Raw genomic sequence first — 26,233 nt, forward strand, 5'->3', positions numbered from 1 at the left:
GTTATTCACCTGCTTTCTTTAAGCTAATTTACCCATAAGGATCTTAACTGCTTCTGTATCAACTAAGCGACCATCAAAGCGGAAGATGCCTTTAACCTCTGTCTTATCTTCTCTCCAAGCAGTTCCACCAATCTTAGATGACTCAACACTCATTTGCTTACGGTCAAACATTGTGTAAAGTAAGTTCAAATCACCAATAACGAATGGCGTGCGAATATCTACACCATCATCAACATTTGCTAAGAATTTAGAAGGTACTTTAACAATTTCTTTTCCTAAGAAAGAATATCCTGAAGCTTTCGTTACATCAGGTTGTAAGTAAGGCTTACCTTGCTTATCTTCAAGACTATCAAGGAAGTCATAACCAGAAGCATTTGTCATAATAACAACACTATCACTATCAATATCTTCTAAATCCACATTCAATGTAGATTTAACTTTCTTGATTACTGAATGAGGTGTTCCCGTGAAGTCAACGGCTTCTTTTGCTCCATCTAGTTCTGCAACATTCATGATACCTTGTGAAGACTTAACTCCAGTACCATTAAAGAATTGATAGTTGTATGTATTCAATTCGTTCTTTGCCATCCATTTAATAATGTAAGCAAGGATATTCTCAGCAGTATCATCAAGTAACTCGTTTGTAAGTGGAATGAAACCAGCATATTTACGGATAATGTACTCTAACTCATCGAATTCTGGCTCATGTAGTGCTTGGATTGCTGCACCTTCATCTGTAGATGCAAAACCAACAGCTTCTGGTTGATTAGCTTCAATTGGACGAGAACCTTTCATAGTGCTTACAGGTTCAACATTGATATAGTTTCGAATATCAAATGACTTACGTTGTAATTCAATAATTTGTGTTTGAACGTCCTTAGGAACAGTTACTCCACCTTTTTCTGGTGCACCCTCAGACATAAGGTTTTTAACCTCTTCTTCTGTAGCAGTTCCAACAACAGCTTTAGCAAATACTAGTGACATATCCGCTGCTGCTTTCTGTGCTTTCGGCTCATCTGGTACTGCGTTCTTTGCTTCTTCATAAATGATTGTAGCTAGTTCTAATTCAGAGTTAAGTGCTTTAATCTCTTCAGTTAGAGCCTTTGCTTCCTCAATTTTCTTAGCATTCAACAATTCTTTTGCTTCAGCTTTCTTTGCATTAATCTTGTTTAATAGTTCACGTAATTCTTTCGGCATTTTTCATTTCCCCTTTAATTTTGTTTTTTGACATAAAAAAAATAGACCTAGATTAATTCCAGCTCCAATTCCAATGCTTTAATTTTGTTATGTAATTCTTCTTTCTCATCAGCCTTGCTCTTTACTATGTTTTCAGGTATGTGCTTGTAATCTTTAAATAGATCAGACACACATGCAACAGCCTTATTTTCCTCAGCAACTTCAATATTAAAATATTTAGATGCTTCATTTCCATTAAGCCATGTCTCGTCTTGTACCATTTGTCTAATTGTTTCAACGTCAACACCTTCTTTGATGTTGTCAGAATAGACATTCATAATACCTTCTTCAATAGCGTCAAGGTCATCAGCCATTTTACGAAAAGCATTTGCATCTCCTGAAATACCTGACCACGGCTTATGTATCATGAGAAAGGAATTTGACGGAATAACAACTTTATCACCAGCTAATGCAATGACAGAACTGATACTCGCTGCTAAACCATCAACGTACACCGTTTTATATCCTTGATGTCTTTTAAGCATATTGTAAATGGCTAACCCTGCAAATACAGAGCCTCCACCACTGTTTACAAAGATATTTAAGTCTTTACCCTTCACTCCATCAAGGAAGTCCCTAATCTGTTCAGGATACTGGTCTGTATCATCCCATGCACCCATCCAAGATGAAACGATATCTCCATAAAAATAAAGGTCAGCAGACTTTTCAGTTTCATTTTTGATCTTCATCCAATTCACTCATTATCACCTCCTTCCACAGAATTATCGATTCCATACTGCTTACCAACGTCTTCAACTTTAATGAACGTTCCGTTAACAGTTAAATCATCTCCGTTTTCATTACGTGGTAAATCAAGCTTCTCACGTGCTTCATTCCTGGTATAGATACCACTATTTACAGCCTTGGTTAACCCTTCCATCTGTTTCTCAAAGTCGGCACGTAGGATAGCATGAGTATTAAATTTAAACTTGTAACCATTTTTTATTTCATCATTTGTCAAAAGTTTAAATTGAATTTCTTCCTCATAAGATTTTAAGATTGCAAGCAAAGTATTAACATAAAAGTCACGCTGTTGTGACTCAACATTGGCATAATTACCTTTGTCGTAATCATTAATCATTGACGGTTTAATTCCAAAGGCTCCAGCTATCTGTAGAGCAGTATACTTACTAATTGGTAAGAATTGAGCATCTGTCATATTGATATTTAATGGTTGTAGTTGAAATCCTACAGGTAAAGGAACAATCCTTCCTGCATTACTAGTACCTGAAGCAAATCCTTCAATTTTCTCAGCCATTTTACGAGCATTTTTCAAATCACCTGTGTAATAAACAACCGCTTTACCCATCAGTCCGTTCTTATAAAAGTTATTCAAATAGCTAGTATTCCTCTGAGCATTTTCCACAGTCAAACGTAGGATATCTTTTATTGCCAAACCACTAATACCATCTAAACTCATTGACGTTTTAAAATGTAAGACTTGATCATGTCTAAACTTATACCTTTGACTGGTTTGTTTGTCAGTGTAGATATACCAAATTGCATGTTCCTTATTAAAAATCCCTGCATCATCCACCCAAATTTCAACTTGATCAGATGGAAGTATCCATAGACTCTTAATCTTTGAACCACTTGTTGATATATAAACATAACTGTTTCCATGATGATTTCGGTTTAACTCAACTGCCGCCCAGAAAGAACTTGGTGTTATGTAAGGATTCGGTCTATTCTTTAAGAGATTGTATAGGTCATTACCATGTACTTCTTCTGTGCCATCCTCTGTGTCTTGATACATCTTCAATGGTAGCTTCGCTAAACTCTCAGACAAGAGACGCAAACTTGTAAAATAACTAACTTCGCTTAGTCTGTTACTTGAAACGGATGAATCAAGTCCCAACATCTTTAAGAGGTCTGGTGAATTCAATTGCACTGCATTATTAGGTGAAAAACGATTAAAAAAGTCTCTAATCCCCAATATTTCACCCCCTTTCTACCATCCCAATTTATCAAGATAATCATCCGTAACAAATTGAGACATATCTAATTCTTGTTGCATTGCTTGTGTCCACGCATCGATTATTGCATCAACTGGATCAATGCGCTTTGTTTGTAAATCCTTATCAATCTTTATTTCTCCAAATGAGTTTGACACTGTTTTAGCATTTGTTATTGACCACGTTAGTAATTTATTTCGCTTATCATACTCAACATTTCCAGCTTCCACTTCTAATCTAAAATCAACAGTTGCATCATTAAGATTTCTTGCAGATTGAACAATTGACAATGAGTCATAGCCTAACTCTTCAAGGTCATACAAAAAAGCCGAACTATTATGTGGATCATAACAAATCAGCTCTAAATCAATATCGTATTCTTCTATGATTTTTTTAAGATACGCAATTATATATTTGTAATCTGTTTTAATACCACCTAGAGTTTCAGTGATTGTCAACAACTCGTCACGAATCCACATGTCATAAGGTGCATGGTCACTTTGTATATGTTCGGCTACTTTATTTTTAGGAATAAAAGAATGTGAATGGATAAAGTATTTTCTAACATTATCATCATTATAAGGAAACACAAGAGATAAACTTGTTAAATCCCCACCTGAGCTTAAATCTAATCCAGATACAGCAGTCTTTCCACGCATATCTTCTAATGTCTTATCTGACTCACATTTCTTCCAATGTTCCATATTCATGTATTGATTGTCGGCAAACTGAACCCAAGTGTTTAAACGTTTGGTCATAAAATCTCTTAGCTCACTGCCTCCCATTTCTTTGGCTGTGTTTGCTATATCCTCCATTCGCTTTACACCTTCAGGAATTTTACATGTTAAAGGGTTAGCCTTGATCCAATTGCTCGAATCCCAAATGTCATCATCTTTATCAAGTTCTGCAATATAGACAAATCTTGAGTCATTAGAGTGCACACCCTCTAAAATCTTCTTACAGTATTCGTACATTTCATAACAAGGTGAATTCAAATCAAATCCAGCGGTAGTAATAACAGAAATGAGACACTCATTTAAGTTACCTGTACCACCTTCAAGCAGCTTATACATTTGGTTATCCTTGTGAGCATGAAATTCATCAACAATCCCTAGTAAAGGTCGAAATCCATCAATTGAATTTGTATCTCTACTCAACGCAGTAATAGTTGAATTAGTAATCAAACAATCAATTTCACTCTTGTACTCTTTGATATTAAACATTTCGTCTAAGTCTTCATCAGATCGTATAAACTTAATCATTTCATTTAAAACGATCATAGCTTGTTTTTGCTTAGTTGCCGTGCAAAAAATTTGTCCATAATTATAACCATCAAAGTTACCGTAGAAAGTACCAAGTACACCATTAAGCATACTCTTCCCCTGTTGCCTTCCAATTTGTATATAGCTAGAACGAAATCTCTTATAGCCTGTTTCTTTATGTACCCAACCATGTAAAGAGCCAAAAATAAATGCTTGAAAAGGCTCTAATATTAAAGGTTGTTTTTCCTCACCTTCACCGATAATTAAAGTTTCAGCATAATCAATGATAACCGATGCTTTTTCCTCATCAAACCTATACATAAAAGGTGCTAATTTAGATTTTTTAATATCATCTAAATGTCTTTGACAAGCTAATTTCACAGAGCGACCAGCAACTATTTTCTCTTCAATTACATCAATTGCATATTGTGTTGTTCTGTGCATTGTCATCACTTCGCAAACCTGTCAAACTTATTTTTAGGTTTATCTTCACCCTTATCTGGGATGACCAATTTTAAGCGAGATGTAATTGTAAATCCTAGATCACTAGCTGCTGAACGACATTCATTAAAGAGTAAATTCTTTGTACGTTGCATTGTTGCATATTCCTTAAAATCGTCAGTAGGTTTAACTTTCCTGATTAGCTTAACTAGCTTTATATATTGGTCTCTTGAATCAATATAACGTGCTAAATTATCAATATCTAAGTTGCTGAATATCTCCAATCTAACTAACTCGGTAGCTAAATTATCAAATTCTTTTTTCTGAGTAGCTGTTAAATAACTTGGTGAAGAAATATTATCTGTAAAGCCTCTGACAGCCTCTTCTTGCTCTTGACGCTTCATAATTTCTTCCTTTGTTAAATGATGAGATTTACCTTTTCCTTGAATAACGGACAACGGCTGCTTGTTTCTTCCTGACATCTGATTACACCTCCTTTAAAAGATTCCAAAAACGGATATTTTGCGAGAGAAAGGGGGGCAGGCGGTTTCATAGAATTGTGTCAAAAGTTCACACAACTCCCCCCTACGTTTCCTTTCTCTCTACAATTCTCTGTAATTCCGTTTCCATTACTTTTCTGTTTCCATTCTCGTATTCTCTGTGTACATACTGGTGACACACTGCACACAAACTAATCAAGTTACTTCTCATTAATCCTAGCTTCGGATAGTCTCTTAGTTCCTTGATATGATGTACAAGGTTCATAGTCTTTATCTTCTTCTTACTCAAACACAACTGACAGAGATGATTGTCTCTGCTTTCTACATCTCTTCTTACAATCTTCCATGACTTACTATTGTAGAATGCTTGTGTATCCTTATCTCTCTTCACTTTGTCATAAGCCTTATGTCTATCCTTCTTTTTATCCTCATGCTTACTCTGACAATCATCACACCTACTCAATGCGATAGATATCTTTCTACCACAGCCACATAGCTTCAACATTGCCATTACTTCTTGCTTTTCCATTCTGTATAACTAAGAAAAACAGGATAGGAATTGTCACAAGCAACGTAAGAATTGCACCAAGAATAATCATTAGAATTTACCAAACTCTTCATCCATGTTCTGAGTAATTCGCTTAAATGCTTTAAGCTTCAACATTGCAATTACCAATAAGAAGGCATAGAAAAACAACCCTATCCCAGTAGGAATAAGATAATTAATACTCACACCAAATAAACTAATTAACCAAGCAACTCCACACGGAACAGCAATAAACAAGCACATGCTCATAAGCATTGAAACAACGGTCAATATCTTCTCGGCTACAGTTTTGCTACCGAATATTTGATTGTACATTACTAACCTCCTAAAGTATCAATTCCAAATTGCTCACGAATCTTATTCATCTTCATCAATAAAGCTTCTTTCTTACTTTGAATGGTCTTATCTGTTTGCTTAGCTTTACTTATTTCATCATCCTCTACTTGTCTACGTCTCTTTGTTAATAGATTCTCAATTGTTTCAATACGTCCATTAATGCTATTGCTTTCAATTTGAGCAATATATTGAGTACCACAACGAGGGCAAATAAAAAAGCATTTATAACAGACTTCACCGTTATAAACACCTAATTTTTCTCGTTTAATATCATCGGATGTTAGAATAAACTTCTCACCACAGTTAGAGTGATCACAAACTAATTCATAACTCACTTCAATCTCTCCAACATCTTATCCAAATTAGCATTCATCTCATGCAACACTGCAATATGCTCATGATTCTTAGCTATCATCTTATCGAACATCTCTATGTATTGATCATACCTTTCATCAGTAATCATCATTCAGCCTCCTCTTCATCTGATCTTAATTAACTCCTAAATTAAAATTTTTTATCATCTTTTTTCTCTTTACCCCCTTAAAAGGAAATACTCCTGCGTATAGATAGGTAGACGACCTATAATTTGGAACAGGAGGTTTGTAATGGAAAATAAACAGTTCATTATTACGGACTTAGAAAATAAAATTGAGTCAACACGAAACCTAATGATTTTAACCGCTCAACAGAATGGACTTAATCATACTAAAACTATTATACTTAGCCAAAAATTAGATGATTACTTAAACGAATATCAGCGACTAAGTAGCAATTCTTCCCCTCTTTTGTCACACACTCCATATTGAGAAACAAAATAAGCGTCACGACATTTGCGCCACGCTACAGACTTATAGAATTTCTCAGCAAATGGTTTCACTTACATTTCCCCAAAGCTTCAGCATATCTCTTATCTAACCACTCTCGCCTATAATCATCATCTCTCATTAACTCCAATGTATTATCAACATCCACTCCACGCTGACGGTAATAATCCAGCATCTTATCTAATCTTTTAGTTACACTTTCCATTATTCGACCTCCTAACTTTGAGCATAATATCCGTACTGTGCAACAATATTGTAAAACCTCATTTTATTTAGCCCTCAAATTAGAAAAGTACACACTTTTTTTCTAAAATAAAATACGCTAATAAAAAAGGGAAAATCTATATGAATAATGAACATGATTATCACATAATTGATACTATTATTACTTTGTTAGACATATTGGTAATTGTTCAGGCTGAGGTCCATCCTATTACAGGAATTGTTCTTACTGCTCTTTTAAAAACAGTTACAAAAGATCGTTTAATACGCATTTTATTAATTTTATTGGTAATTGTCTTAGGTGAAGTTTCAGATTAAAAGCTGAATTCACCTTTTTTATTTTGAACAGACTAATATTTCTGTTGCACAGTTTCTCTCAAATAAGAAAGAGCATCCACTCGTTTGAATAGATGCTCTCACCGTCTTTATTCATCTTCAGCCCTAGTCATTGCATTATACTCATCGATACTCAACTCTAACAATTCAGCAGAATAAGCTTCAATCTTTTCTTCACGAATTTCTTCATAGAAGGAATTGAATTCTTCTTCGTTTAATATTTCTTTTTTAACTAGAAGCTCTTTTAAAGCATCTGTTTCAATCCTATTTTCCACAAGCTCCATTCCTAATTTTGCGATAATTTTATTAATATCCATTAGAATCATCTCCCTTTTTATTCATGTTTCCCCAATTCAAAGAGATAATTCTTAATTTCGTCCAAAGAAAAAGCCACTCATTAAGAGTGACTATTAAATATTGATTTTGTTAAAGTGATTTCCACCATCCTTCAACATTTTCTCTATTTTTCTTTTCTTCTACTTTTTTGATTTGATCATTAATTTCTTGAGCTTTTCTTATTAATTCTATATATTGGTTATTAATACTGTATAATTTATCAGAATAATCCATACCATAAGAAAATTTAACTTTAGAGCTACCTGATTGAGTCCAGCTACTTGTAGAGAAGTTGCTACCGAATTCTGATTTTGCTTTAGCTAGCCCATATTCAATTAAGATAATTCCTAATTCTCCAAGCATTAATCTTATTTTCTTATCATGTGCTTCTAATAGTCTTCGACTGCCCGAATAATAGGAAAATTTGTCTTCATTACTGTGCCACCATAGGTGACCTTCCTCTAAATACTGCTTCACTAATTCTGGAGTCCCTTTTTTTAGCTCTTCTATCTTGCTTTTCAACTCTCTCGCCTGATCTTCACCTAATTCAATAACTTTTTCCGAGTTACTTTTTATTGTAGATAAAGTTTCTTTTTCAAACCATTCAATAGTAAATTTTGAGAGCTCATCAAGAAAAATTTCTTTCTGAATTTCCATTTGATCTAATACTTTTTGTTTTTCCTCTTTCTTTTCAGCTATCATAGCATCATAGTTCAATTTAACCCCTCCTTTTTCATTACTATCATTCTAACAAAAGTAGGGATAAATCACCACAAATAGAAAAAGCATCCACTTAATGAATGGATGCTTACGGAACACTAATATACAATCCTACGCTTGTGTCTTCTGGATAAATCCCAAAATCATTTAATACACTTAAAATTAACGAATTTAAAATGTCAAATTGATCAATACTTTCCCAATCTGGATAAGAATTAAACAGTCTATTAAATTCTTTATCTAGTTGAGTCCAGATGTCAATAATAAACGTATTATCTAATCCATCTAGAATTGCTTCATTATTTATATTCAATCCATGAATATATCCTAAGACAGTTGCAGTAAATTTCATTACTGGATTTATAAGCTCTTGCGCTCTTATGAATAACTTGTTTATGTCTCCATTAAATCTATAATTATCTATTTCATTCGGAATTTCTTCTTTAGCTCTCCTAATGAGGTTGAATAAATGTGGAATAAAAAAATCAAATTCCTTTCTAGGATAGGATTCTGAAGACAGTCTCACTGCTATGTACTCACTCCATATAGTCATAGAATGCCTAAGTAAAATATTCTGCAATTCACTACCAGTATCTTTACGATATTGATCTATAAAATCTTTCATCAAGTATTCTTTATTCCAATCATCATGAACATGACATAATTCATGGTGTAAAAAGTGATACCCATACCCGGTGTTCTCTTCAAGAAACATCTCTAAGATGAGTTCTAATCGAATAAATATTACACTTTTAACTTGATTATCTTTTCTTAGATGAAGAGTCTTAGCCACCGCTTGTGCTAACTTATCATTTGTGTGTTCGACAGGCAAGCCATTTTCTTCTTGAAATTGATTAAGGCTGACTCCAAAATTTAATGACGCTACAATCTTATCCAAATCATTAAGTTTTAGCTGTGATGAAAAACGGTCATTGATTTCCTTCACTAACGTTTGTTTAATAGCATTAGCATATTCCTGATTTAATTCTTCAGTTGTTTCTATAATTACTTCCATCAAAAACTTCACCTCCTAAAAACTAATAATTCGACTTCCAAGAAGGATTTTCCTTGTTTTTTGTAGAATATTGTAAATTAAGGAGGTGATTATGTATGGCTGAACAAATTAAAGTTAATCCAACACCTATTCAAAGAAATTCATTTGATGTAGCTATCGAATTAATGAATTATCATTTGTCTCGCAAACGTACTGAAGTTGAAGAACTTGAAGGTCTATTCGCTAAGTATTATGCACTTGCAACTTACTGTGAAAGCTCATCTGTAACAGACTTACAGAACCTTTTATCAGACGAACTCATAGAAAAAATCGGTAGATTCCAAGAACAAAGTCTTTATTAATAACTAACCCACAACAAAACACGTAATTAAACCTCCCTTACATTTGTATACTAATAATTTTAAATTTACCTCTTCTTTCAAAAAGCACTTCCTCTTTATTATAATTTGTAAGATAATAGTAATAAATGAATTATATTGTCAAATATATAGGAGGTGTGAAAGATTACAATTGGACATTACTGAAGAAGAATATATCCAAATAAGACTTGAGGACCAGATTAATTGGTACGACAACAAGAGTATTTCAGCACAGAAGCTTTATAAACGCCTTAAAGGTATCGTAATTATACTTTCTGCTTCCATTCCTTTATTTGTTAGTTTTGTTCCAGATTTTAAATTTTTGGTTATAGTTGTTAGCATAATAGGGGTAGCAATAACTGGCATTGAAGCGTGGCTTGGATTATCAAAGTATCATGAAAATTGGATTGAGTATAGAAGCATCTGTGAAACTTTAAGACAAGAGAAATACATGTATCTTACAAAGACAGGAGTCTATGATACAGAAAACTCATTTAAATCATTAGTTGAGCGAGTCGAAAGCATTATCTCAAAAGAAAATGTAAACTGGGCAAACCTAAATAACAGAGAAAATGGAGGAAAATAAAATGGCTAAAAAAGTATTCGTAAGTTATCATTCCGCCAAAGAAGACACAAACCATAAAAACTTATTGGTGGCATGGTCTAGTAACGATAATGGTTTTTTCGATATTAAATTTGACGATACTTCTGTTGGAGTGTCAATTAATTCAGACAATGCAACTTACATAAAAAGTGTAATAAAAAAGAAAATTTCTGATAGTTCCGTATTCCTATGTCTAGTTGGTGAAAATACACATAACAGTGATTGGGTTAAGTGGGAAATTGATAAAGCTGTTGAATTAGGCAAAAAAATTGTTGCTGTAAAGATTAAGAGTACATACCAGACTCCTACAAACCTTTATGGTGTTGGAGCTGTTTGGGCAATGAGCTTCACGTATGAGTCAATCAAGAAAGCATTAAATAGTTAAGGTTTATTCGATGGCTCGATAAGTCTTTTCAAAAATATCTGGTTTTACTGGATATTTTTCACCATGAATACCAATTACTATCCAGTCGCACGGAGAGGCTATCATAGTTCCTTCTAATGTTTCAATTTTTACTTCTTCAAAAACTTGATAAGCTTCAACAATAACTGGTTTTTTAACGAATTTCTTTGTAAAACACATGATAAACCTCCCTTTCCTTTAGTATTCACATTGGTATAGTTTTTATTATGTATTAATGTCAATATGAGGAGAGGGGCAACTTCCTCCCATTAGTCTCAGCGAAGTATTTATTTTATTGTGACATATTTCCTGTTAAATAGTAATAGGTATCATGTCCACTTTTTCAACTCATATTCCTTTTGAAATAGCAGAGATTATCAAAATAAAAAGACGCTCCACTTTTTTGTGAAACGTCCTTGCTATGTATTAACCTATATGTTATGATAACTGTATAATTCGTCTTAAGTATGTACATTTTCAATATAATAAAAAACTACATTACTGGCTCTTTGTCTTTCTCTTTCAATTGTTTATTAAGCACAGACAACTTCCCTCTGGTCTTTCTGTGCTGCGTTTCTTTAATATCCTCAATAATCAACTTCAAGACATCACTAACCACACTCACAAACTCAAATGTAAGCTTCTTCTTATATTCCATTTCACGTTGTTCTAATACTTTCTGGATCTTCTTCATGATCATAATCTTACTGTCAGCAAGTGTATGCTTTTTATCAGAACGTCTATTGTCACGAGACTTCATGTAAGGTAAACGAACCTTATTATCAGTGTAATACTCAATGCAGTCACTATACGTATCCGCTAATTTTTCAATTGAGCAATTCATAAATGTTTCATCTAGCATATTATAGTTAAACAATTTCTGAGCGCTCGTAGCATCATCATCAACGTACATTCCATTAATTCTGATTGACGGTAAAATCTCATGTCTTACATAACGTTGAAATTCCTTAGCTTCCTTTTTACGACTAGAAAAAACTAGGTTGTAAATACCATACTCATTAACTACATTAGCCTCACCTTGACGACCTATGTTAAACATAGCCCGTTCATCATCATCTAATTTCTGGATAGCTTGGGTAGTATTCTTAATATCCAAAACATCACAAACATCTTTCGCCACAAAATAAACCTCTTCATCAACAACAACCGTCCTTACATTAACACCATCAAAACTAAACACCTTTTCAAACGTCTTCATCATAATATAAAACCTCCACTTTTATTATTTAGCACATAATCTCTTATGTACTTATTGCAGAATCCACAGTATCTAACGCATAATAAGACCCACTAACATAATGTTAATGAATCCTATATGCGCTAAATAAAAGGGATGTGGAGTCCCCAATAAATACACAAATCCACACTTGCATTTCTGACAATCACGCATTATACTATAATTAGCCATAATTTCATTCAATTATAACAAAAAAATAAAGAGTAGATGATCTCTCATCCACTCCTTTCACTAGAGGAAGTCATTTACTCATCTTTATAGACTTTCAATACTGCGACAAATGCACGCTTCGCATTCCGACCTCTACCCATATGCACACCATTTTCCCTACTAAAAAACTATCAAAAAAGCAAGTGTTTAACTATGTTTTTTGATAGTTTTATTTTAGTAGTGTCTGACTTTTTTATTTTGCCTCTTTGAATGCGTTTAGAAATGTGTCCTTTTGCGTAGTATATAATGTATTCATTAACCGAACTGCAATATCACTATTACCGCTTTCAATTGAAATGAGAAGCGAATGCATTGTATTAGGCTTGATTTTCAACTTACAGATTTTTGAAGCGTATTCTTGACCAACTTCTTCTAATTGTTCATTCTTCTTCTCTTTTAGATCCTCATCATCACTAATGCCTGCATATTTTTTATGTACACCTTCAATTTCCTTTTGCATCACTTTCACATAACCTTCAACCTTTTCTTTTTGTTTGTAATTGGCTTTTCTGTCATTGTTATCATTCAGTAATTTAGATAACTGACTTGTTTTTCTAGTTTCTGCATCTGGTAAACTATCCATAACTGCCACTAAATAATCCATTGGTGTATCATAATCCATGACATTATGTTTAGTATTTTTATTCTTGCTCACTTTAACCCAAAAGTTAGGTTTCTTTATGTTGCCTTCATTATCTGTTTTAAGCTCTAATTCTGCCTCTATTTTCTCAATCTCGTCACTAATTTCAATGTCATACATCTTCTTTGCTAAGTCTATACAGATACCTGAGAGAACAGTTGCGACATCTATCTTTTTCAATAGTTTCTCCAGTTGTTTCTTATCTCCATTATTAGCCTTTAAATCCCAATATCGGCTCATACAAAGTTGACCAGCGTTAATACAATTTCCTATAGTGTCTTTTGATTTAGCAAGCTCTTTATCAATTTCATACATGCTAGTCCAAGTTGGAGTGTAATATTTCGGCTCTGATTCGACTTTATTAATACACACTTTATATTTACGTCTACATTCCTCAGCAATCGGTAGCAATACACCTTTAGAATCGACCAAGAGCAAAGTATCGGAGTCATAATCACAACCACTAAGTATGTCTTGAATAGGAAACTTGATTGCATTGACCGCAACAATATTCTTTGTAAAGTTGAAATAATCCTCTATCTCTTTTACCTTTTTATTATTACTTACGAGAATATTAGATGGACTGGTATGTGGGTTTCTATAGCCTACCAGCTTCTTATCAAAATCAAAAAGTGTTGTATGTATTTGATTATCCTTTAATGATAATGATTCAACATTTACCGTATCAAATTGACCAATAGCATGATAAAGCATTTCAACAGGGTTACCAATCATAACTACATAATCTGCCGATAATCTCACCTTACCTTTTTTAACATGATTTACATGATCCTTAATGATACGTTTGCGAAACTCTTTAAACACTTTAGTATTTACAATTTTATTGTTTTTCTCATACAGAGCAACAAACATTTCATTGCTATTCTGACTAGTCTTTGCCGAATTTATATGCTTAATGAAAACATCATCATCATTCTTGAGTCGCTCTATGTACTCCTTTTCAAAAACTGTAAGCTCATCCATATCACCTTTGCTAAGAGGTGTACTATTCAACATTTGATATGAAGTCTGTTGCATGATGTTACCATCAATAATATACTTTGAAACCTTCTCATTTTTACAGACACCAAATGCATTACCATCTGCTTCAACAACTTTTTTCCAGTAATCCCACATATCATTATTCGAGCCAATAACACTACTGAATTTTAAGGCTTTTAATGAGTTAGGAGTCGTAATCATGTCCACGTCAATAGCCTTAATTCCATTTCCTGGCATATCTGTTAATTCCCACTCTTCATAATCAATATGCTCTGGACACTTAGCTTGAAGAAACTCTTGAATATTAGTATTAAACGCTGCTGACTTAAAGAAGTGATTACGCAATAGCTTCATACCCTTACCCTCTTCAAAGTATTTAACATCCAGTAATGATTGACCATCCCACAAGTCATTACTAATCTTAGTTGACTCTGTAAAGCTTTCTAAGAAACCATCATCACTTTTACGTACTACATTTGCTTCCTCAGTGAAATTTGATTTAACATCAGATATTAATAATATTCTGTTAGGATCGATTGTTACTGTTGATTCAATGCTTGAGCCGACAAGAGACTCATAAGCAGTCAATGAAGCCAAATCAATCTCTTTATCTTCTGGAAATGTTAATCCCATTCGAGACCAATTAATCATGTTATCGTAAAGGTGCTTCTTGATCATCAAGCATTGCCCTGTTCTGCTCTTAGCACTAGATCGTTTGTATACTACGTACTTATCAATAGTAATGTTGTTATCTTTATCAACATTTGTAATAGAGAATCCATCCTCATACAATTCTTTTCTAAGTGGTTCATTCTTAACCTCTTGCCAATTATCTAATCCAACCACACCCTCTAATTGAGCTATACGTCTCTCTAAATTACGTCTAGGTTTCAACTTAGGCTTAAGATCTTCTCTAAATTGACTAATCGTTAATTTACTATCACCTCTATATTTATCCTTCATTTTCTTAATTTCAAGGTTGGATTTCTTCAATTTCTTTTTGCAGTCTTTAATCATGTTTGAAGCAGATTTCACCTTTTGATTAAATTTGACATTGATAACATCATTACTTAGTAGCTTATTCTCATTGCGACTGCTAGGAAACGTTTGTATTCCTTCTTTATGTAATTGAATCAATTCAAGTGAATATGGTATCATTCCACTATAATCACGTTTTATGTATGTTCCTCTGTGCATATGTGAATATAAATCAGCACCTTCCAAACTCATGATATAAACCTGCTTCTGTAAATTTGTTGACAATAACACCACTCCTCAAATTTAAAATTAATAATAACAATCAATCCTCCGTATTGACGTAAGCACGACTGTGCGCGCGACAATACAATATGTATCTTATACTGTATCTACTTTGTATCTATTACTGTATCTATATATCTATACTCTTCTTAGCGCCTACCTACTACGGTACTGAATAGGACAGAGTCTAGTAGTTCATCTTCATTATGTAGTAGTTCATCTTTTTTATATGGTAGTTGAATTATGTTATATAGTAGTAAATAGGACATGGTTCAACCCCTTGCTACATAAGGGTTTTAAAAACTGCTTGTAGCATACAATCCAGTAAGTAATTTTGGTATGTTTCCCACTTTCACATAGGTGTGATTTGCGTACCTAGCAAAATCAATATAATTTCCTTCGTCATACCAACCAACATGCTCTAATTTGAATTTCTTAATCCAAATTAATTTACGTTTCTCTAGGATCTCGTTATATTTTCCAATCGTATCCTTAGCAAACCCTGTATCCTTAGATATTGTTTCAATAGAAGCATAAGCATGATCTTTATGTAACTCTAAACGGTTGATACGCGACTCATAGTAATACATTAAACGAATACCAATAGTACCTATCTCATCAAGTATTTTCTTGTCTAAGAGCCTTATATCAAGCTGTGTGAACATGTTTTTATTATGTAATGGTGTCATATCCTTATTGATGTGGATCTCTAGAGCAGACCTTCTAGGCAGAGTTTCAATCTCATTTAATATCAAATTGTTTTCGTACAAATTATGCAATACCGCTTTGAAGCTTCTATTGTCTGATACGGATAAATAGCCTTTGAATGCCTTGTGATCAACTTCTAATATGTCATTCTTACTCTTTCCGTACATCTCACAGAGTTTAGCGAAAGCAACAAATGCCTTTGAGTTTAATTTTGGATTTCTTACTACTTCATCTGATAATAGCTGCAACTTAAAAATTTTAGATTCATCTGCCATTCAATCACTCCTCTAATTGTTTTATTGTGTAATATTTCATTATGTAATGTTAGATACTGCTCCTAAACTCATCAAATTCTTCCTTTATGTTCTGGAACATCTTCGCATTCCCACCCTTATCAGGATGAAGTATTTTAATCAACTTTTTATATTCCCTTTTAATATCCTCATTGGTAGCTGTGGAGGATAAACCAAGTTTTTCACGATAATTGATTTCAGGTGAAAAGCTACTAATACCACTTGAAGCGTTTTTATACCACTCATCATATTGCTTCTCTGACTTCTCTTTATCTTCTTTAAACTGTTTTTCGATTATATCTAATGCTTCATGAACGTCACGATCTTCAGTAGCCCAATTGATTAATATGGTATGAAATTTATCCCAATCAACAGTATCAACTTTTAGGAAATGGGTTAAATCGTATTTTCTGATCATACCCATATAACGCTCAACATGAGTCAACTTAGCTCCTACCTTAACAAAATTACTAAAGAATGCTATATGTTTCTTAAAGTGCTTCTGTTCATTAATCCACCATATTGAAAGGTCAACTTCCTGTTGCTCGTCTATTTCAAAATGATTGGCAATTAAGAAGGCAAGATCAATTGATATCCTATCGTTCATAATCTTTTTCTTAATTGAGTCAATCAGATTGTAGAAAACATTTATAAACTCGTTAGTGTATCTATCTTCACTGACTAACATCTTCTTTTTGTTAAGTTGTTTTTTCAATAGTTCAGTATGCTCATTGTCTAATCGCTCATAATCATTCTGCAATTGACTATATTTCGTTGTGTAGTGGTTGAGCTTTGTTTTAAGAGTGTTAATTTCAGCAACCTTATCTCTTCCAGTTCTCTCATTGATGAACCTATTCAAATCCTCTGCATCAACAAGAAACCCCGCTTTTCTATATTCACTCCTATGAGCCTTGATCTTACCTTCCCTAAGCCACCGTCTTACCGTTTGGATGCTATCAGTTACTCCTGCTTCCTTCAATTTCTCCAACGCTTGATCTACTGTCATAAAACCTCCTATTGTTTTGTCGTATATTTTTACACTATGTAATGTTGCAGATAAGAACTTTGCTTGTGAATTAAATATACCATCCCTCAAAATAGAAAGCAAGCTATTTCCGAACTTTATTTCATTTAATAAATTAAATAATTCGTGTTTCGCTAAACTTTTAATAGAATACAACATAACAACATTCTTTATTGTTCGGTTTTTACTGATTTCGCCCAATTGAAAATACAACGGTTCAACAATCAGAATGACCTTTTCCGAATAATTTAGCTGCTAAAGGGTTGATAGTTCATTTTGTATTATTAGAGTGGACACTTGCACATTTCATAAAGACATAAATGTATTTCAATTTTCAATAAAACAACCCTTTTAATGAATGACATACTGATCCCACCGATAAGTATGTGGGTGGAAAGATAAAGCTAATTGAACATTCCTACAATGTGTCGGTTTGATAAGTAGCAATTTTACAAGATGTCAAAACGCTCATTCACTGTAATTTAGCGCCACAGAGTGTTACGCTAAAAACTCCTCATAGTCCTCTTCAATATTTTCATATAATATAGCCAGTGGTTTATTCATAGTAAGACCTCCATTGACCAAACTGAAAAAATAAATAGTGAAACAATGACAGCAGAAACAACAACGATTACCTTATCTGTTTCGATTGATTTTAAGCGTCCTAGGAGTCTCATGCTGACACCTCTAACCAACTAGGAAGGTTATTTACCTCACGTCTCTTTTGTTCACCCATGACTCTCACAAACGCTGAATACACATAACCCACAAAGTCCTTTTTGATGCGATTCGATTTCTTGTAGAATACACAGCCCTTAAATGTGCTAATAATAGTGTTTAACATGCCTAGAATGTCATGTATGCCTGTTTTGGTAGCTGCGAGAAGAACTTTACCCCACAACTTAAATATCATGTCAGCATTGTAATAGGGCTTCAAAGCAGTAACGAAGTCTTTAGGTATGTGGTTAGGAACATAAGACTCATCTAATTGTTGAATAGTCGGTTCTGGCTTACGTATTGCTTTAGAAGTATTAGATTGTTTTTGAGTTTTAATTAAGCTTGCCTTATTGTCATCCCTTAGCTTCTTTTCACATTTAATGCTTTCACATTGCAATATAACGTAGATATTAGCCCCCTGCTTGGCTCTTCTTGATTTGGTAAGGGAATATGTCTCGACAATTTGAAGCACACCCATATCAACTAATTTAGCCGTGTATCTAGAGATTGAACGCTCTGACAATTCTAGTTCATTAGCTAACTCTGAAACTTTCCTCCAACTAACTCCTGTGTGCGCTTCAAAAGTCGAGTATTGAGACAATAAGCGTAAGAATTGACGTTCATTACGGTTAAGAGATGAATTTTTACAATGTGCGTTGATATGCTTGTTCATTTCTGAAACATTAGTAAACTGTTTGAACTGACGTAGCTTTTGAAATTCGTTTTGTGAAATCATGATTCTTTTTTGCATAATAAAAAGCCCTCCTGTAATTGTGATCTTAAAAATGAACACAATACGAGCAAGACTTGACCTTATATTTATAGTTTTATAAAATAAGGTTAGTTTATGGATGTCTGCTCGTACTGCAGATGTAGGATTGCAGAAGTTGCAGCTTCTACAATCCTTTTTTATTAAATATCCTGCCTCTCAATACCACTCTCCGCTAGTGTTGTAATGCCACCAATCTCCATTTTTAAAGAAAACCTTTAGGCAACGTATGGTGTTATCCCATTTAACGTGCTTTATTTGATCAATAGTGTACTTTTCTCTTGAAGCAGTGCTCATAGCCCCCATGTGAAGTTTGTAAGTTCGATTAAACAATTCTTTAAGTACCTCAGGTAAAGATGAATAGCCTTTTATTGAATTCATTATTAATGCCTCCTTTTGAGAATAAAAAAAAGAGCACCTAAGAAAGGCACTCTTATCAAAATTCAAGTCACAAAAAATCACAAACTTGTCTTTAAAACTATTAAATTCCTCTATTAAGTAGATGTCAGCCCATTTATATACAACCTTGTAACCCCTGATAAATCAACATTTTCCATAAAAACAATACTAGAAATCCATCTTGACAGACTCATCCATTTTTATGAGAAGCATGATTTTGATGTTGAGGTTGATTATGAGCAAAAATACGGAGAAATTGTGTGGAATTCTGATTACTAACGCTCATACATGTGAGCGTTATTTTTTTTATTTATTACTATAGGTTAAACAGAACGGGTGCATCGTTAGAAGTTAACAGTTTTACGCTTTATTTTATCGGCCTTTTCCCAAACTATTTCGATCACTTTAATTCATATATCAGACACTTCTGCTTACATATCGGTCAACGCTCTTTTTTCGGTCTACGACACACCGAAAAAAGGCCGAATCTCATACGATTTGGCCTTTTTACATGAATCTTAAAAATCAACCGTCTCGAGCATCGCCCACATACTCGGACCAGCGCCTTCTGCTGGTTCTTTATTAGGAAGGAAGATCGTAAATTCGATTAACTGACCGTTATACTCTTTTGCCACATACGTAATAGATGTAATCTCTCCGTTGGATTCCACTAATTCATGTAAAGCAAATTCAGCATCAGCTATGGGGATCTCAACATCTTCTTCGATCTCTCCATTCGCATGCTCCATGATTGTGTTCTTAATTTGATCTGCGTCTGCACCAGCACCATGTACGTTAATACGAGTAAAAAAACGATCATCATAAGTAGAGAAAATCACATCACGTTCAGGTTCTTCACTAACCAATTGGTAATCTTCTAATACATAGATGGAGTAACCTAGACCACTTCTGTTGAATTGAGCTTTTCTCATTTCAGTTTCGCCTTCTACTTCTACTGAAATTTCTTTGATCTCGGAGGCATCTATTCCACCTGAAGCTAAAGGATCTTCTCCAACATCGTTCTCCACTTCTACTCCTACATCACCTGAAACAACATCTTCTTCCTCGGTTTCATCCGTTGTAGCCGTGCCACAACCTACTAGACCTATTAACATAAATGCCATGTAGCTAACCATTATTAATTTTTTCATATTTAGTTCCTCCATAAGTGATGTTGTTCTTTTCACTTATAGAACGATCAACATCTTAAAATGGTTTCACTAACGTGACATTAAATAACTAAGGGTCCCAGTTAACACACCTAACATGGCTCCTCCAACTACTTCTTCAGGCAGATGACCTAATCGTTCACGTAATTTGACCGATTTTTCTCGGTTCGTAACTTGTTCATGTATCCCTTTTAATTGCTGTAGTTCTTCATCCATTTTATTTACTTTTAGTGTTAGTTCACCTGTTTGTCTTCGTATGCCTTGCGCGTCATACATGACAATTAATCCAAATACTGTAGACAAGGCAAAATCGACAGAAGGTACACCACGGTCTAATGCTACATAGGTTGCTAGTGCGGTTACCCCTGCTGAATGTGAGCTAGGCATCCCTCCTGTTTCAAACAGAAGACGAGGATCCCATTCACCAGTTTGTGCTTTATTGATTGGAATCTTTAAAGATTGTGCGATCCCAATTGTTGCTAATGCTGTTATCATTGGACGATTCATAGGCTTCACCTCCATTATATCGTTTGAAAATAAGGGTAGAAGTATGCACAACTCCTACTCGATCTTAATTACCTTTTTTTGTTCAATCATTTGTTCATATCCAATATTATCAATTTTCACTTGAAGATCATCCGCTTCAATCGAAGAGATATTCATTACCTCAGCGGTAACGAAATCAGGCCCAATCCCTGTCGAACCATAAAACTCATCTCCGAGTGGTTCATAATCATTTATGGAATAAGACAAATAATTAGCGAGTTTTTCTTGATCATTATCGTTTAACATAGCTCTTGTCCTAAGCGAAGAAGGCAAAAGATGAATAGCAGAACCCTCGTGTTCTAATTGAACCTCCCAAAATAAGCTCCCTTCTCGATAAGACACTGAACGTAACCCCATTTCTATTCCTAAAACAGAGCCTATCTCTTCGTTCAATTCAAATTGTTTTTCCATTTGTAAATGAACCATTAAATCATCTTTCTCAATTGGAATCGTGAATTCTACTTTCTCTTCGCTCATAAATCCAGCCGTATGTAACTCGATTTCAATTTCATTAGGTAATTGAGTGAACGGTGCAAAGATGAGTGTCGATTCATCATCCATTCCTCTAAAAAAATACCCATATCTCTGCTCACCCTTATCTGTTGAAAGTGTAAACCCCAAGTGCTCCATTCGATCGATCTTTTTATTTTCAACATCAAGATTCAACATCATATGTACGGGGCTTACCATGAACGAGTGTAAATGAACATCAACTTCCTCCGTTGAAAAAACCTCATTAATCTCAACATCAATGATGTTTACTTCATTAGAATTGTAACTAACAGCAATAGTTTGATCTTCAATTATATGACGCTTCGTTCGATTAAAAACGATCATGTTGGTAAAAGACATTTCTTCTATTTCTTCTACCACTTCACCATTTTTAGCCAGCAAGGGTGCGTAAGTTACACGACTATGATATCGTCCATCAACCATTCGATTATCTTCCACTGTCCAATTATCATCATACCCTCCCCAGTTCGGGACTTCTTCATCGCCGGGTAGGCTTAATGTAGCCGTCCATGTTGGTAGGTCAAACTCTTCTTCGATCTCTTCAGTAATGTCAACACTATAGAATACATGTATTTGGTGAGGTGTATACCAAATTTCTTCTATTCGTAATGTTCCTTCTCCATTTTCATATAGCCATTCTTCTTCGTATTCTCTGGTTAAGCCTTGCTCACGCGCCCATTTCAGTCCTGGTGTTTTATCAAGCTTTATTGCATCCCACTCTTGTTGCGTCGCTTTTTTGATATGGAGGGAAGAGTCGATCAGATGTTGGTCGTTTTTTTCGACTTCCTTCATTTCTACAACTTCTTCATTTTTATTTAGAAGAGGAAGAACACTAATTAAACCAATGAGCATTATTATGATGAACGTTTTTTGTTTTGTCACTCATCTCTCCCCTTTATATTTTTAACCTTACCACAGATAAAAGCTGTCGAGAACTAGAATTGTCCTCCACAGCTTTCATTCATTAACTCCTATTTTTTCTTTTTTTCATAAATAAAAGGAATGCCCCTATAAACAAAGCAATGGGTAGCAGAATAGGACTTAATCCAACGAAAAAAACAACAATACCTGAACTTACTCGAATCATTGCATTAATCGTCTCAATAAAGAGCTTCTGTGCGCGCTCCCATGTATTTAAATTTTCCCCTTGAATGGTCGCAGACAAACTATTTTCTTGAATATGAATCGAAACGGTTGAAAATTCCACTTGATTTTCAATGTATTGTTTTCTTCCAAGCATTTGCTCAATCTCTGCTTGCACAGTGGCTAACTCATTAGAGATCTTTAATAAGTTCTCAGTATTATCGGCCTTATCCATAAAACCTAATAATCGTTCTTCCACAACCCTTTTTGCTTTCAACCTAGATTCTAAGTCCACAAACTCTTCGGTTACATCGTTTCCTGATGTTTGTTGTTCGATCACTTTCCACTGTTGAGTAGCCAAATGTTCGAGTAAAGGTTGAAAATCTCCCTTTGGCACTCTGACAATCATGGAGCCATTTAGTTGACCATCTATGCCTTCATGATAGTAGGATTCCACGACATAGCCACCAATGCTTTTTACTTTCCCCTGGATTTCATTTCTAGCTTTAAGGTAATCGTTCACTTCGATCAAAATATTTCCATGATGAATAACCATACGATCACTACTGAAATCCGTTGTGAGTAAGGCTCCATCATCCGCAGCCATCTCCATTTCCATATCCATTTCTTTCATATTCGAGACAGCTTTATAAGAGTCTTCCGTCCCACCATCCATTGATAAAGCACGAGACTCTGTTGATTGATCTTGGTTACTGCATCCTAATATAACAAATACTAATCCAAACAACGCTAATATTAACCTTAATTTACTCATAACCCACCTCTTTTTTTGTAATAAAACGAACAAAGTTGGGTAATAGTTACAACCAAGATAATTTACTATTCTGTGTAATACGTGTATAGGCTTTCACGAATTTACTCTTTTAACGTAATGGGGTAAGATTTATAAGCAAATTTGATTGAAGGAGTTTATGTAATGGAAATTATTGAACAAATTACTCATTTACAAGTTATTAACCAGTTTTGGATTTTGTTATTTTTCCTCGTGCCTATGGTTCTCATCTCTAGAACGGTTGTAGCAGGTACGAGATTTTCTCCTATTTTAATTATTGTTATTTTTGGACTATTACTTGGATTTATATTAGTCAATGTTGGGATTGCTACACCTGGATTAGTTGAATTCCCTTTTGTTGACTTAATGGCGAGAACGACTATCATCGCTCTAATTGTTTCCTTTTTTGTTGGTGGGCAAGAGCTTAGAAAGATTCTAGGTAACAAAGATTTAGAAGTCGATGATATTGTTGTAGCCTCTGATGAAGAAACGCTTTTAGGAACTAGTCGCACTCAATTCATATTTATCATCCGAGCATTTTTCTTATTACTTGGAATTGAAGGCTTCACAAGAATGATCCTTCAGGGACAAGCACAAGGAATAGACGTTTATAACCCTTTGATCGCTTATATCGGGATTGTATTAGCCGTTATCTTAATTGATAACCGTGCTCAAATAAAAAACAAACATGCTTATATCCGTAAAGGGCTTATAGAATTAGCTCTAATCATTATTGTATTAATTTTGTCTTATCATATTGCACAATTATTTAGTTCTATCATTGCGCTTCCGCAAATTTTCTTCGCTATGATGATTTCAGCAGCAATTGGAGCGATCTTTTATAATTGGACTTTCGGGCCAACCGTTCGTGCCCTTTTATTTGCGGGTATTCCAGTTGTCCTCGCAGCTAACTTTATGGTCGGAGGTTCTAGAATTGGAGATGCCTTTGCCATAGAAGGGATGAACTCCGTGTTAGCATACGGATTTTTCGGTCAACTTTTTTGGATGTTTGGTGGAATTTCACTCATTATGTTCATTGCCAAAACGGCCAATACTCGCAATTTAGCACCTGGTATGGCAGGCTCTCTTTCTCACTCTGGGTTAACCGGAGCTTGCACAGCTGGAGATTTTGGGAAAGTCGCGGCAAAACGTGCCCCGATTATGATTAACATTCCGTTTTTTGGTCATATTTTTGTCTTTTCCATTCTAGCAATTAGTGCTGAGCGTGGTTCATTATGGCTTGGACCAACAGCTATTATTGTAGCCATTGGTGTTGGCTTAACCGCCTTATCCTTAATCAATTTAAGAAAAGCAAATGGAGATGACCGTAAAGAAGTAAAAGCATTAATGCAGTTTTCTTTTGGTTGGCAGATCTGTGCCGTTTTTGGTGGTCTTGCCTTGCTAAGTTTAAGTTCGATGTCATTTGAATATACGGCAATGGCGCAAACATCGGCGATATCACATTTTGGTCTATTTGCTGCCATACAAGGTGAAATGTTTGGTATGGATGCTGCATTACTTATTCCGTTTATTTTCTCAATGCCATTTTTGGTTCACCCGTTAGTTTTCTATATGTTCGGTAAAGCAATGGAACGTAATGGAGAAATGCCAGTGAAACCAGTTTATATCCTTTCACTAGTTGGGGTTGTCGGGGTTGTGTTTGCTTTATTTTTAATATAAGAATATAAAAGGGTGACATAGAGATTGAATCTATGTCACCCTTTTTTATTGACTTTTTCAAGAAAAAGCTTTAAATCCAAAAACAAAATGTACAATTAAAAAAACGATAATCATCATTACCAGCCCAAAAAGTAACCCAATCATTGGTTCAGTTAATTCACGATTCACTCTTTTTTTTAACATTTCTCTTTAGCTCCTTTACGATTTCGTTCTCAAACAAACGAGGAAACCATAAAGGTACTTTGATATTTTATTGTTAAAAGGTTGAAATTTGTTTTTAATGTCGCTATAAATGAACGTAGAAATTCATTCATATATACAGTTATATCAACAAGAACGTTGTTATTTTCTATTACTATACTTTTTATGATTGATGGAAAATAAGGTTGGTTCATTTCAATCATGAATGTACATGAATCTAAACTGTTTAAATAAACGAACGAACGAGCATCTACAGACTCCACTTGATAGGTTGAAAAAGGCATAAGTAATAATGTAGCTAATAGTCCTACTATGATTAAAATATTTCTCATTTTGCCTACCTTAGGACCTTTCTTTTCTTTTTATTATCATAGCTAATCCGCACAACTTTCTCAAGTAAGCAAAAAAACAAACTAAAATTAGTTTGTTTTTCTCCACTAGCGATACATTTATACATTAACCCGCTTGATACGTTTTCACTATTTCTTGAAGCTTTAAAGCAAGCCCCATTTTCCCAGCTACTTTTAATTGACCCGTCATGAAAGCCATTGTCGTATTTAAATCATTCGCTAATAACCTAAGTAAGTGCTTCTCCGACAATTTTAATACAACATCTGCTTCCGCTAAAACTTCTTCATACAAATGTGCGCGACCTTCTTTAAATTCAATTTGAATGGAACCAGCATCCGTTAAGTCAAATTGAAACACACGATCTTTCTCGTTTTCTATGTGTTCAGGGTTCTTATTCACTTTCTCAATAAAAGATTTCAGTTCGGTTAGTGCATTCATTTTTCTACCTCCCTCTATAAAGTTAAAATATCTCCTGAATACTTACGTATTCTCAAAATTACTCTCACACCTAATAGTAGACT

General features: G+C 34.3%; 33 protein-coding genes. 6 read left to right on the forward strand and 27 right to left on the reverse strand.

What is annotated here, in order from left to right:
* Positions 1 to 18 precede the first annotated feature (18 nt).
* From PQ474_RS17030 to PQ474_RS17070, 9 genes are all read right to left on the reverse strand, one after another.
* Positions 19 to 1,197 carry a phage major capsid protein gene (locus PQ474_RS17030; RefSeq protein ID WP_273845729.1) on the reverse strand — a complete coding sequence of 393 codons (1,179 nt, stop codon included), beginning with the start codon at positions 1,195 to 1,197 and terminating at the stop codon, positions 19 to 21.
* Between the two features lie 47 nt (positions 1,198 to 1,244).
* Positions 1,245 to 1,934: a head maturation protease, ClpP-related gene (locus tag PQ474_RS17035; RefSeq protein ID WP_273845731.1), complete on the reverse strand. Its 690-nt coding sequence runs from the start codon at positions 1,932 to 1,934 to the stop codon at positions 1,245 to 1,247.
* Entirely contained in the window at positions 1,931 to 3,166 is a 1,236-nt protein-coding gene (locus PQ474_RS17040; protein WP_273845802.1) for a phage portal protein, read from the reverse strand. The genes PQ474_RS17035 and PQ474_RS17040 overlap by 4 nt, the downstream gene beginning before the upstream one ends.
* A 21-nt stretch (positions 3,167 to 3,187) precedes the next feature.
* The gene (locus tag PQ474_RS17045) at positions 3,188 to 4,897 is read right to left on the reverse strand and encodes a terminase large subunit (RefSeq protein ID WP_273845804.1); all 1,710 of its coding nucleotides are present in this window, start codon (positions 4,895 to 4,897) and stop codon (positions 3,188 to 3,190) included.
* Positions 4,898 to 4,902: 5 nt separating this feature from the next.
* Entirely contained in the window at positions 4,903 to 5,376 is a 474-nt protein-coding gene (locus tag PQ474_RS17050) for a phage terminase small subunit P27 family (RefSeq protein WP_273845733.1), read from the reverse strand.
* 103 nt (positions 5,377 to 5,479) lie between these two features.
* A complete protein-coding gene (locus PQ474_RS17055; protein WP_337956374.1) occupies positions 5,480 to 5,923 on the reverse strand; it encodes an HNH endonuclease in 444 nt (147 codons plus the stop codon).
* Between the two features lie 69 nt (positions 5,924 to 5,992).
* Positions 5,993 to 6,256: a hypothetical protein gene (locus PQ474_RS17060; protein WP_273845738.1), complete on the reverse strand. Its 264-nt coding sequence runs from the start codon at positions 6,254 to 6,256 to the stop codon at positions 5,993 to 5,995.
* Positions 6,257 to 6,258: 2 nt separating this feature from the next.
* A complete protein-coding gene (locus PQ474_RS17065) occupies positions 6,259 to 6,612 on the reverse strand; it encodes a hypothetical protein (RefSeq protein WP_273845740.1) in 354 nt (117 codons plus the stop codon).
* Entirely contained in the window at positions 6,609 to 6,740 is a 132-nt protein-coding gene (locus PQ474_RS17070) for a hypothetical protein (RefSeq protein WP_273845743.1), read from the reverse strand. Before PQ474_RS17070 ends, PQ474_RS17065 begins: the two co-directional genes overlap by 4 nt.
* A 142-nt stretch (positions 6,741 to 6,882) precedes the next feature.
* Between PQ474_RS17070 and PQ474_RS17075 the strand changes: the two genes are divergently transcribed.
* Complete coding sequence (locus tag PQ474_RS17075) at positions 6,883 to 7,083, forward strand: aspartyl-phosphate phosphatase Spo0E family protein (RefSeq protein WP_273845747.1); 201 nt, start codon at positions 6,883 to 6,885, stop codon at positions 7,081 to 7,083.
* 67 nt (positions 7,084 to 7,150) lie between these two features.
* Here PQ474_RS17075 and PQ474_RS17080 read toward each other — a convergent pair whose 3' ends face one another.
* Positions 7,151 to 7,306 carry a hypothetical protein gene (locus PQ474_RS17080; RefSeq protein ID WP_273845749.1) on the reverse strand — a complete coding sequence of 52 codons (156 nt, stop codon included), beginning with the start codon at positions 7,304 to 7,306 and terminating at the stop codon, positions 7,151 to 7,153.
* Positions 7,307 to 7,446: 140 nt separating this feature from the next.
* On the opposite strand from PQ474_RS17080, the gene PQ474_RS17085 reads away from it, so the two are divergent.
* Positions 7,447 to 7,641: a hypothetical protein gene (locus tag PQ474_RS17085; protein ID WP_273845751.1), complete on the forward strand. Its 195-nt coding sequence runs from the start codon at positions 7,447 to 7,449 to the stop codon at positions 7,639 to 7,641.
* 107 nt (positions 7,642 to 7,748) lie between these two features.
* Here the strand turns inward: PQ474_RS17085 and PQ474_RS17090 are convergent, their stop codons facing one another.
* The 3 genes from PQ474_RS17090 to PQ474_RS17100 all read right to left on the reverse strand — a co-directional run bounded on the left by PQ474_RS17090 (position 7,749) and on the right by PQ474_RS17100 (position 9,733).
* Positions 7,749 to 7,976, reverse strand: a complete 228-nt coding sequence (locus PQ474_RS17090; protein ID WP_273845753.1) for a hypothetical protein — start codon at positions 7,974 to 7,976, stop codon at positions 7,749 to 7,751.
* 109 nt (positions 7,977 to 8,085) lie between these two features.
* Complete coding sequence (locus PQ474_RS17095) at positions 8,086 to 8,712, reverse strand: hypothetical protein (RefSeq protein WP_273845754.1); 627 nt, start codon at positions 8,710 to 8,712, stop codon at positions 8,086 to 8,088.
* Between the two features lie 91 nt (positions 8,713 to 8,803).
* Positions 8,804 to 9,733 carry a hypothetical protein gene (locus PQ474_RS17100; protein ID WP_273845756.1) on the reverse strand — a complete coding sequence of 310 codons (930 nt, stop codon included), beginning with the start codon at positions 9,731 to 9,733 and terminating at the stop codon, positions 8,804 to 8,806.
* 92 nt (positions 9,734 to 9,825) lie between these two features.
* Between PQ474_RS17100 and PQ474_RS17105 the strand changes: the two genes are divergently transcribed.
* The 3 genes from PQ474_RS17105 to PQ474_RS17115 all read left to right on the forward strand — a co-directional run bounded on the left by PQ474_RS17105 (position 9,826) and on the right by PQ474_RS17115 (position 11,078).
* Entirely contained in the window at positions 9,826 to 10,071 is a 246-nt protein-coding gene (locus tag PQ474_RS17105) for a hypothetical protein (protein ID WP_273845759.1), read from the forward strand.
* Between the two features lie 169 nt (positions 10,072 to 10,240).
* On the forward strand, positions 10,241 to 10,675 hold the full coding sequence (locus PQ474_RS17110) for a DUF4231 domain-containing protein (protein ID WP_273845761.1): 435 nt from the start codon (positions 10,241 to 10,243) through the stop codon (positions 10,673 to 10,675).
* A 1-nt stretch (position 10,676) separates the two neighbouring features.
* Positions 10,677 to 11,078, forward strand: coding sequence for a TIR domain-containing protein (locus tag PQ474_RS17115; protein ID WP_273845762.1), 402 nt, complete (start codon positions 10,677 to 10,679; stop codon positions 11,076 to 11,078).
* Between the two features lie 3 nt (positions 11,079 to 11,081).
* On the opposite strand, the gene PQ474_RS17120 is transcribed toward PQ474_RS17115, so the two are convergent.
* From PQ474_RS17120 to PQ474_RS17170, 11 genes are all read right to left on the reverse strand, one after another.
* Positions 11,082 to 11,276 (reverse strand): hypothetical protein, encoded by a 195-nt coding sequence (locus PQ474_RS17120; protein ID WP_273845765.1) that lies wholly within the window; start codon positions 11,274 to 11,276, stop codon positions 11,082 to 11,084.
* 313 nt (positions 11,277 to 11,589) lie between these two features.
* On the reverse strand, positions 11,590 to 12,318 hold the full coding sequence (locus tag PQ474_RS17125) for a BRO-N domain-containing protein (RefSeq protein WP_273845767.1): 729 nt from the start codon (positions 12,316 to 12,318) through the stop codon (positions 11,590 to 11,592).
* Between the two features lie 439 nt (positions 12,319 to 12,757).
* Positions 12,758 to 15,469: a hypothetical protein gene (locus PQ474_RS17130; protein ID WP_273845769.1), complete on the reverse strand. Its 2,712-nt coding sequence runs from the start codon at positions 15,467 to 15,469 to the stop codon at positions 12,758 to 12,760.
* A gap of 293 nt (positions 15,470 to 15,762) precedes the next feature.
* The gene (locus PQ474_RS17135) at positions 15,763 to 16,449 is read right to left on the reverse strand and encodes a hypothetical protein (protein WP_273845772.1); all 687 of its coding nucleotides are present in this window, start codon (positions 16,447 to 16,449) and stop codon (positions 15,763 to 15,765) included.
* Between the two features lie 49 nt (positions 16,450 to 16,498).
* On the reverse strand, positions 16,499 to 17,473 hold the full coding sequence (locus PQ474_RS17140; RefSeq protein ID WP_273845775.1) for a DnaJ domain-containing protein: 975 nt from the start codon (positions 17,471 to 17,473) through the stop codon (positions 16,499 to 16,501).
* 691 nt (positions 17,474 to 18,164) lie between these two features.
* Positions 18,165 to 18,959, reverse strand: a complete 795-nt coding sequence (locus PQ474_RS17145; protein WP_273845777.1) for a helix-turn-helix domain-containing protein — start codon at positions 18,957 to 18,959, stop codon at positions 18,165 to 18,167.
* 177 nt (positions 18,960 to 19,136) lie between these two features.
* Entirely contained in the window at positions 19,137 to 19,358 is a 222-nt protein-coding gene (locus PQ474_RS17150; RefSeq protein WP_273845779.1) for a hypothetical protein, read from the reverse strand.
* Positions 19,359 to 19,894: 536 nt separating this feature from the next.
* Positions 19,895 to 20,527, reverse strand: coding sequence for a hypothetical protein (locus PQ474_RS17155; RefSeq protein WP_273845781.1), 633 nt, complete (start codon positions 20,525 to 20,527; stop codon positions 19,895 to 19,897).
* Between the two features lie 69 nt (positions 20,528 to 20,596).
* Positions 20,597 to 21,052 (reverse strand): divergent PAP2 family protein, encoded by a 456-nt coding sequence (locus PQ474_RS17160; protein ID WP_273845783.1) that lies wholly within the window; start codon positions 21,050 to 21,052, stop codon positions 20,597 to 20,599.
* Between the two features lie 54 nt (positions 21,053 to 21,106).
* The gene (locus PQ474_RS17165; RefSeq protein WP_273845785.1) at positions 21,107 to 22,486 is read right to left on the reverse strand and encodes a hypothetical protein; all 1,380 of its coding nucleotides are present in this window, start codon (positions 22,484 to 22,486) and stop codon (positions 21,107 to 21,109) included.
* An 82-nt stretch (positions 22,487 to 22,568) separates the two neighbouring features.
* A complete protein-coding gene (locus tag PQ474_RS17170; RefSeq protein ID WP_273845786.1) occupies positions 22,569 to 23,462 on the reverse strand; it encodes a DUF4349 domain-containing protein in 894 nt (297 codons plus the stop codon).
* Positions 23,463 to 23,624: 162 nt separating this feature from the next.
* Between PQ474_RS17170 and PQ474_RS17175 the strand changes: the two genes are divergently transcribed.
* Positions 23,625 to 25,160, forward strand: coding sequence for a hypothetical protein (locus PQ474_RS17175; protein WP_273845787.1), 1,536 nt, complete (start codon positions 23,625 to 23,627; stop codon positions 25,158 to 25,160).
* 57 nt (positions 25,161 to 25,217) lie between these two features.
* On the opposite strand, the gene PQ474_RS17180 is transcribed toward PQ474_RS17175, so the two are convergent.
* From PQ474_RS17180 to PQ474_RS17190, 3 genes are all read right to left on the reverse strand, one after another.
* On the reverse strand, positions 25,218 to 25,343 hold the full coding sequence (locus PQ474_RS17180) for a hypothetical protein (RefSeq protein ID WP_273845791.1): 126 nt from the start codon (positions 25,341 to 25,343) through the stop codon (positions 25,218 to 25,220).
* Between the two features lie 29 nt (positions 25,344 to 25,372).
* Positions 25,373 to 25,693, reverse strand: coding sequence for a hypothetical protein (locus PQ474_RS17185; RefSeq protein ID WP_273845793.1), 321 nt, complete (start codon positions 25,691 to 25,693; stop codon positions 25,373 to 25,375).
* Between the two features lie 124 nt (positions 25,694 to 25,817).
* Entirely contained in the window at positions 25,818 to 26,150 is a 333-nt protein-coding gene (locus PQ474_RS17190; RefSeq protein ID WP_273845795.1) for an SCP2 sterol-binding domain-containing protein, read from the reverse strand.
* Positions 26,151 to 26,233: the final 83 nt, after the last annotated feature.

It is taken from the genome of Halalkalibacter alkalisediminis, assembly GCF_028610705.1.
In the GTDB taxonomy this organism is placed as follows: domain Bacteria; phylum Bacillota; class Bacilli; order Bacillales; family Bacillaceae_D; genus Halalkalibacter; species Halalkalibacter alkalisediminis.

Coding starts and splice junctions, on each gene's coding strand:
- PQ474_RS17030 (WP_273845729.1), bottom strand. CDS start 1,197: ATGCCGAAAGAATTACGTGAACTATTAAACAAGATTAATGCAAAGAAA.
- PQ474_RS17045 (WP_273845804.1), bottom strand. CDS start 4,897: ATGCACAGAACAACACAATATGCAATTGATGTAATTGAAGAGAAAATA.
- PQ474_RS17050 (WP_273845733.1), bottom strand. CDS start 5,376: ATGTCAGGAAGAAACAAGCAGCCGTTGTCCGTTATTCAAGGAAAAGGT.
- PQ474_RS17055 (WP_337956374.1), bottom strand. CDS start 5,923: ATGGAAAAGCAAGAAGTAATGGCAATGTTGAAGCTATGTGGCTGTGGT.
- PQ474_RS17060 (WP_273845738.1), bottom strand. CDS start 6,256: ATGTACAATCAAATATTCGGTAGCAAAACTGTAGCCGAGAAGATATTG.
- PQ474_RS17070 (WP_273845743.1), bottom strand. CDS start 6,740: ATGATTACTGATGAAAGGTATGATCAATACATAGAGATGTTCGATAAG.
- PQ474_RS17075 (WP_273845747.1), top strand. CDS start 6,883: ATGGAAAATAAACAGTTCATTATTACGGACTTAGAAAATAAAATTGAG.
- PQ474_RS17080 (WP_273845749.1), bottom strand. CDS start 7,306: ATGGAAAGTGTAACTAAAAGATTAGATAAGATGCTGGATTATTACCGT.
- PQ474_RS17085 (WP_273845751.1), top strand. CDS start 7,447: ATGAATAATGAACATGATTATCACATAATTGATACTATTATTACTTTG.
- PQ474_RS17090 (WP_273845753.1), bottom strand. CDS start 7,976: ATGGATATTAATAAAATTATCGCAAAATTAGGAATGGAGCTTGTGGAA.
- PQ474_RS17105 (WP_273845759.1), top strand. CDS start 9,826: ATGGCTGAACAAATTAAAGTTAATCCAACACCTATTCAAAGAAATTCA.
- PQ474_RS17115 (WP_273845762.1), top strand. CDS start 10,677: ATGGCTAAAAAAGTATTCGTAAGTTATCATTCCGCCAAAGAAGACACA.
- PQ474_RS17120 (WP_273845765.1), bottom strand. CDS start 11,276: ATGTGTTTTACAAAGAAATTCGTTAAAAAACCAGTTATTGTTGAAGCT.
- PQ474_RS17125 (WP_273845767.1), bottom strand. CDS start 12,318: ATGATGAAGACGTTTGAAAAGGTGTTTAGTTTTGATGGTGTTAATGTA.
- PQ474_RS17135 (WP_273845772.1), bottom strand. CDS start 16,449: ATGGCAGATGAATCTAAAATTTTTAAGTTGCAGCTATTATCAGATGAA.
- PQ474_RS17140 (WP_273845775.1), bottom strand. CDS start 17,473: ATGACAGTAGATCAAGCGTTGGAGAAATTGAAGGAAGCAGGAGTAACT.
- PQ474_RS17145 (WP_273845777.1), bottom strand. CDS start 18,959: ATGCAAAAAAGAATCATGATTTCACAAAACGAATTTCAAAAGCTACGT.
- PQ474_RS17150 (WP_273845779.1), bottom strand. CDS start 19,358: ATGAATTCAATAAAAGGCTATTCATCTTTACCTGAGGTACTTAAAGAA.
- PQ474_RS17155 (WP_273845781.1), bottom strand. CDS start 20,527: ATGAAAAAATTAATAATGGTTAGCTACATGGCATTTATGTTAATAGGT.
- PQ474_RS17160 (WP_273845783.1), bottom strand. CDS start 21,052: ATGAATCGTCCAATGATAACAGCATTAGCAACAATTGGGATCGCACAA.
- PQ474_RS17170 (WP_273845786.1), bottom strand. CDS start 23,462: ATGAGTAAATTAAGGTTAATATTAGCGTTGTTTGGATTAGTATTTGTT.
- PQ474_RS17175 (WP_273845787.1), top strand. CDS start 23,625: ATGGAAATTATTGAACAAATTACTCATTTACAAGTTATTAACCAGTTT.
- PQ474_RS17180 (WP_273845791.1), bottom strand. CDS start 25,343: ATGTTAAAAAAAAGAGTGAATCGTGAATTAACTGAACCAATGATTGGG.
- PQ474_RS17185 (WP_273845793.1), bottom strand. CDS start 25,693: ATGAGAAATATTTTAATCATAGTAGGACTATTAGCTACATTATTACTT.
- PQ474_RS17190 (WP_273845795.1), bottom strand. CDS start 26,150: ATGAATGCACTAACCGAACTGAAATCTTTTATTGAGAAAGTGAATAAG.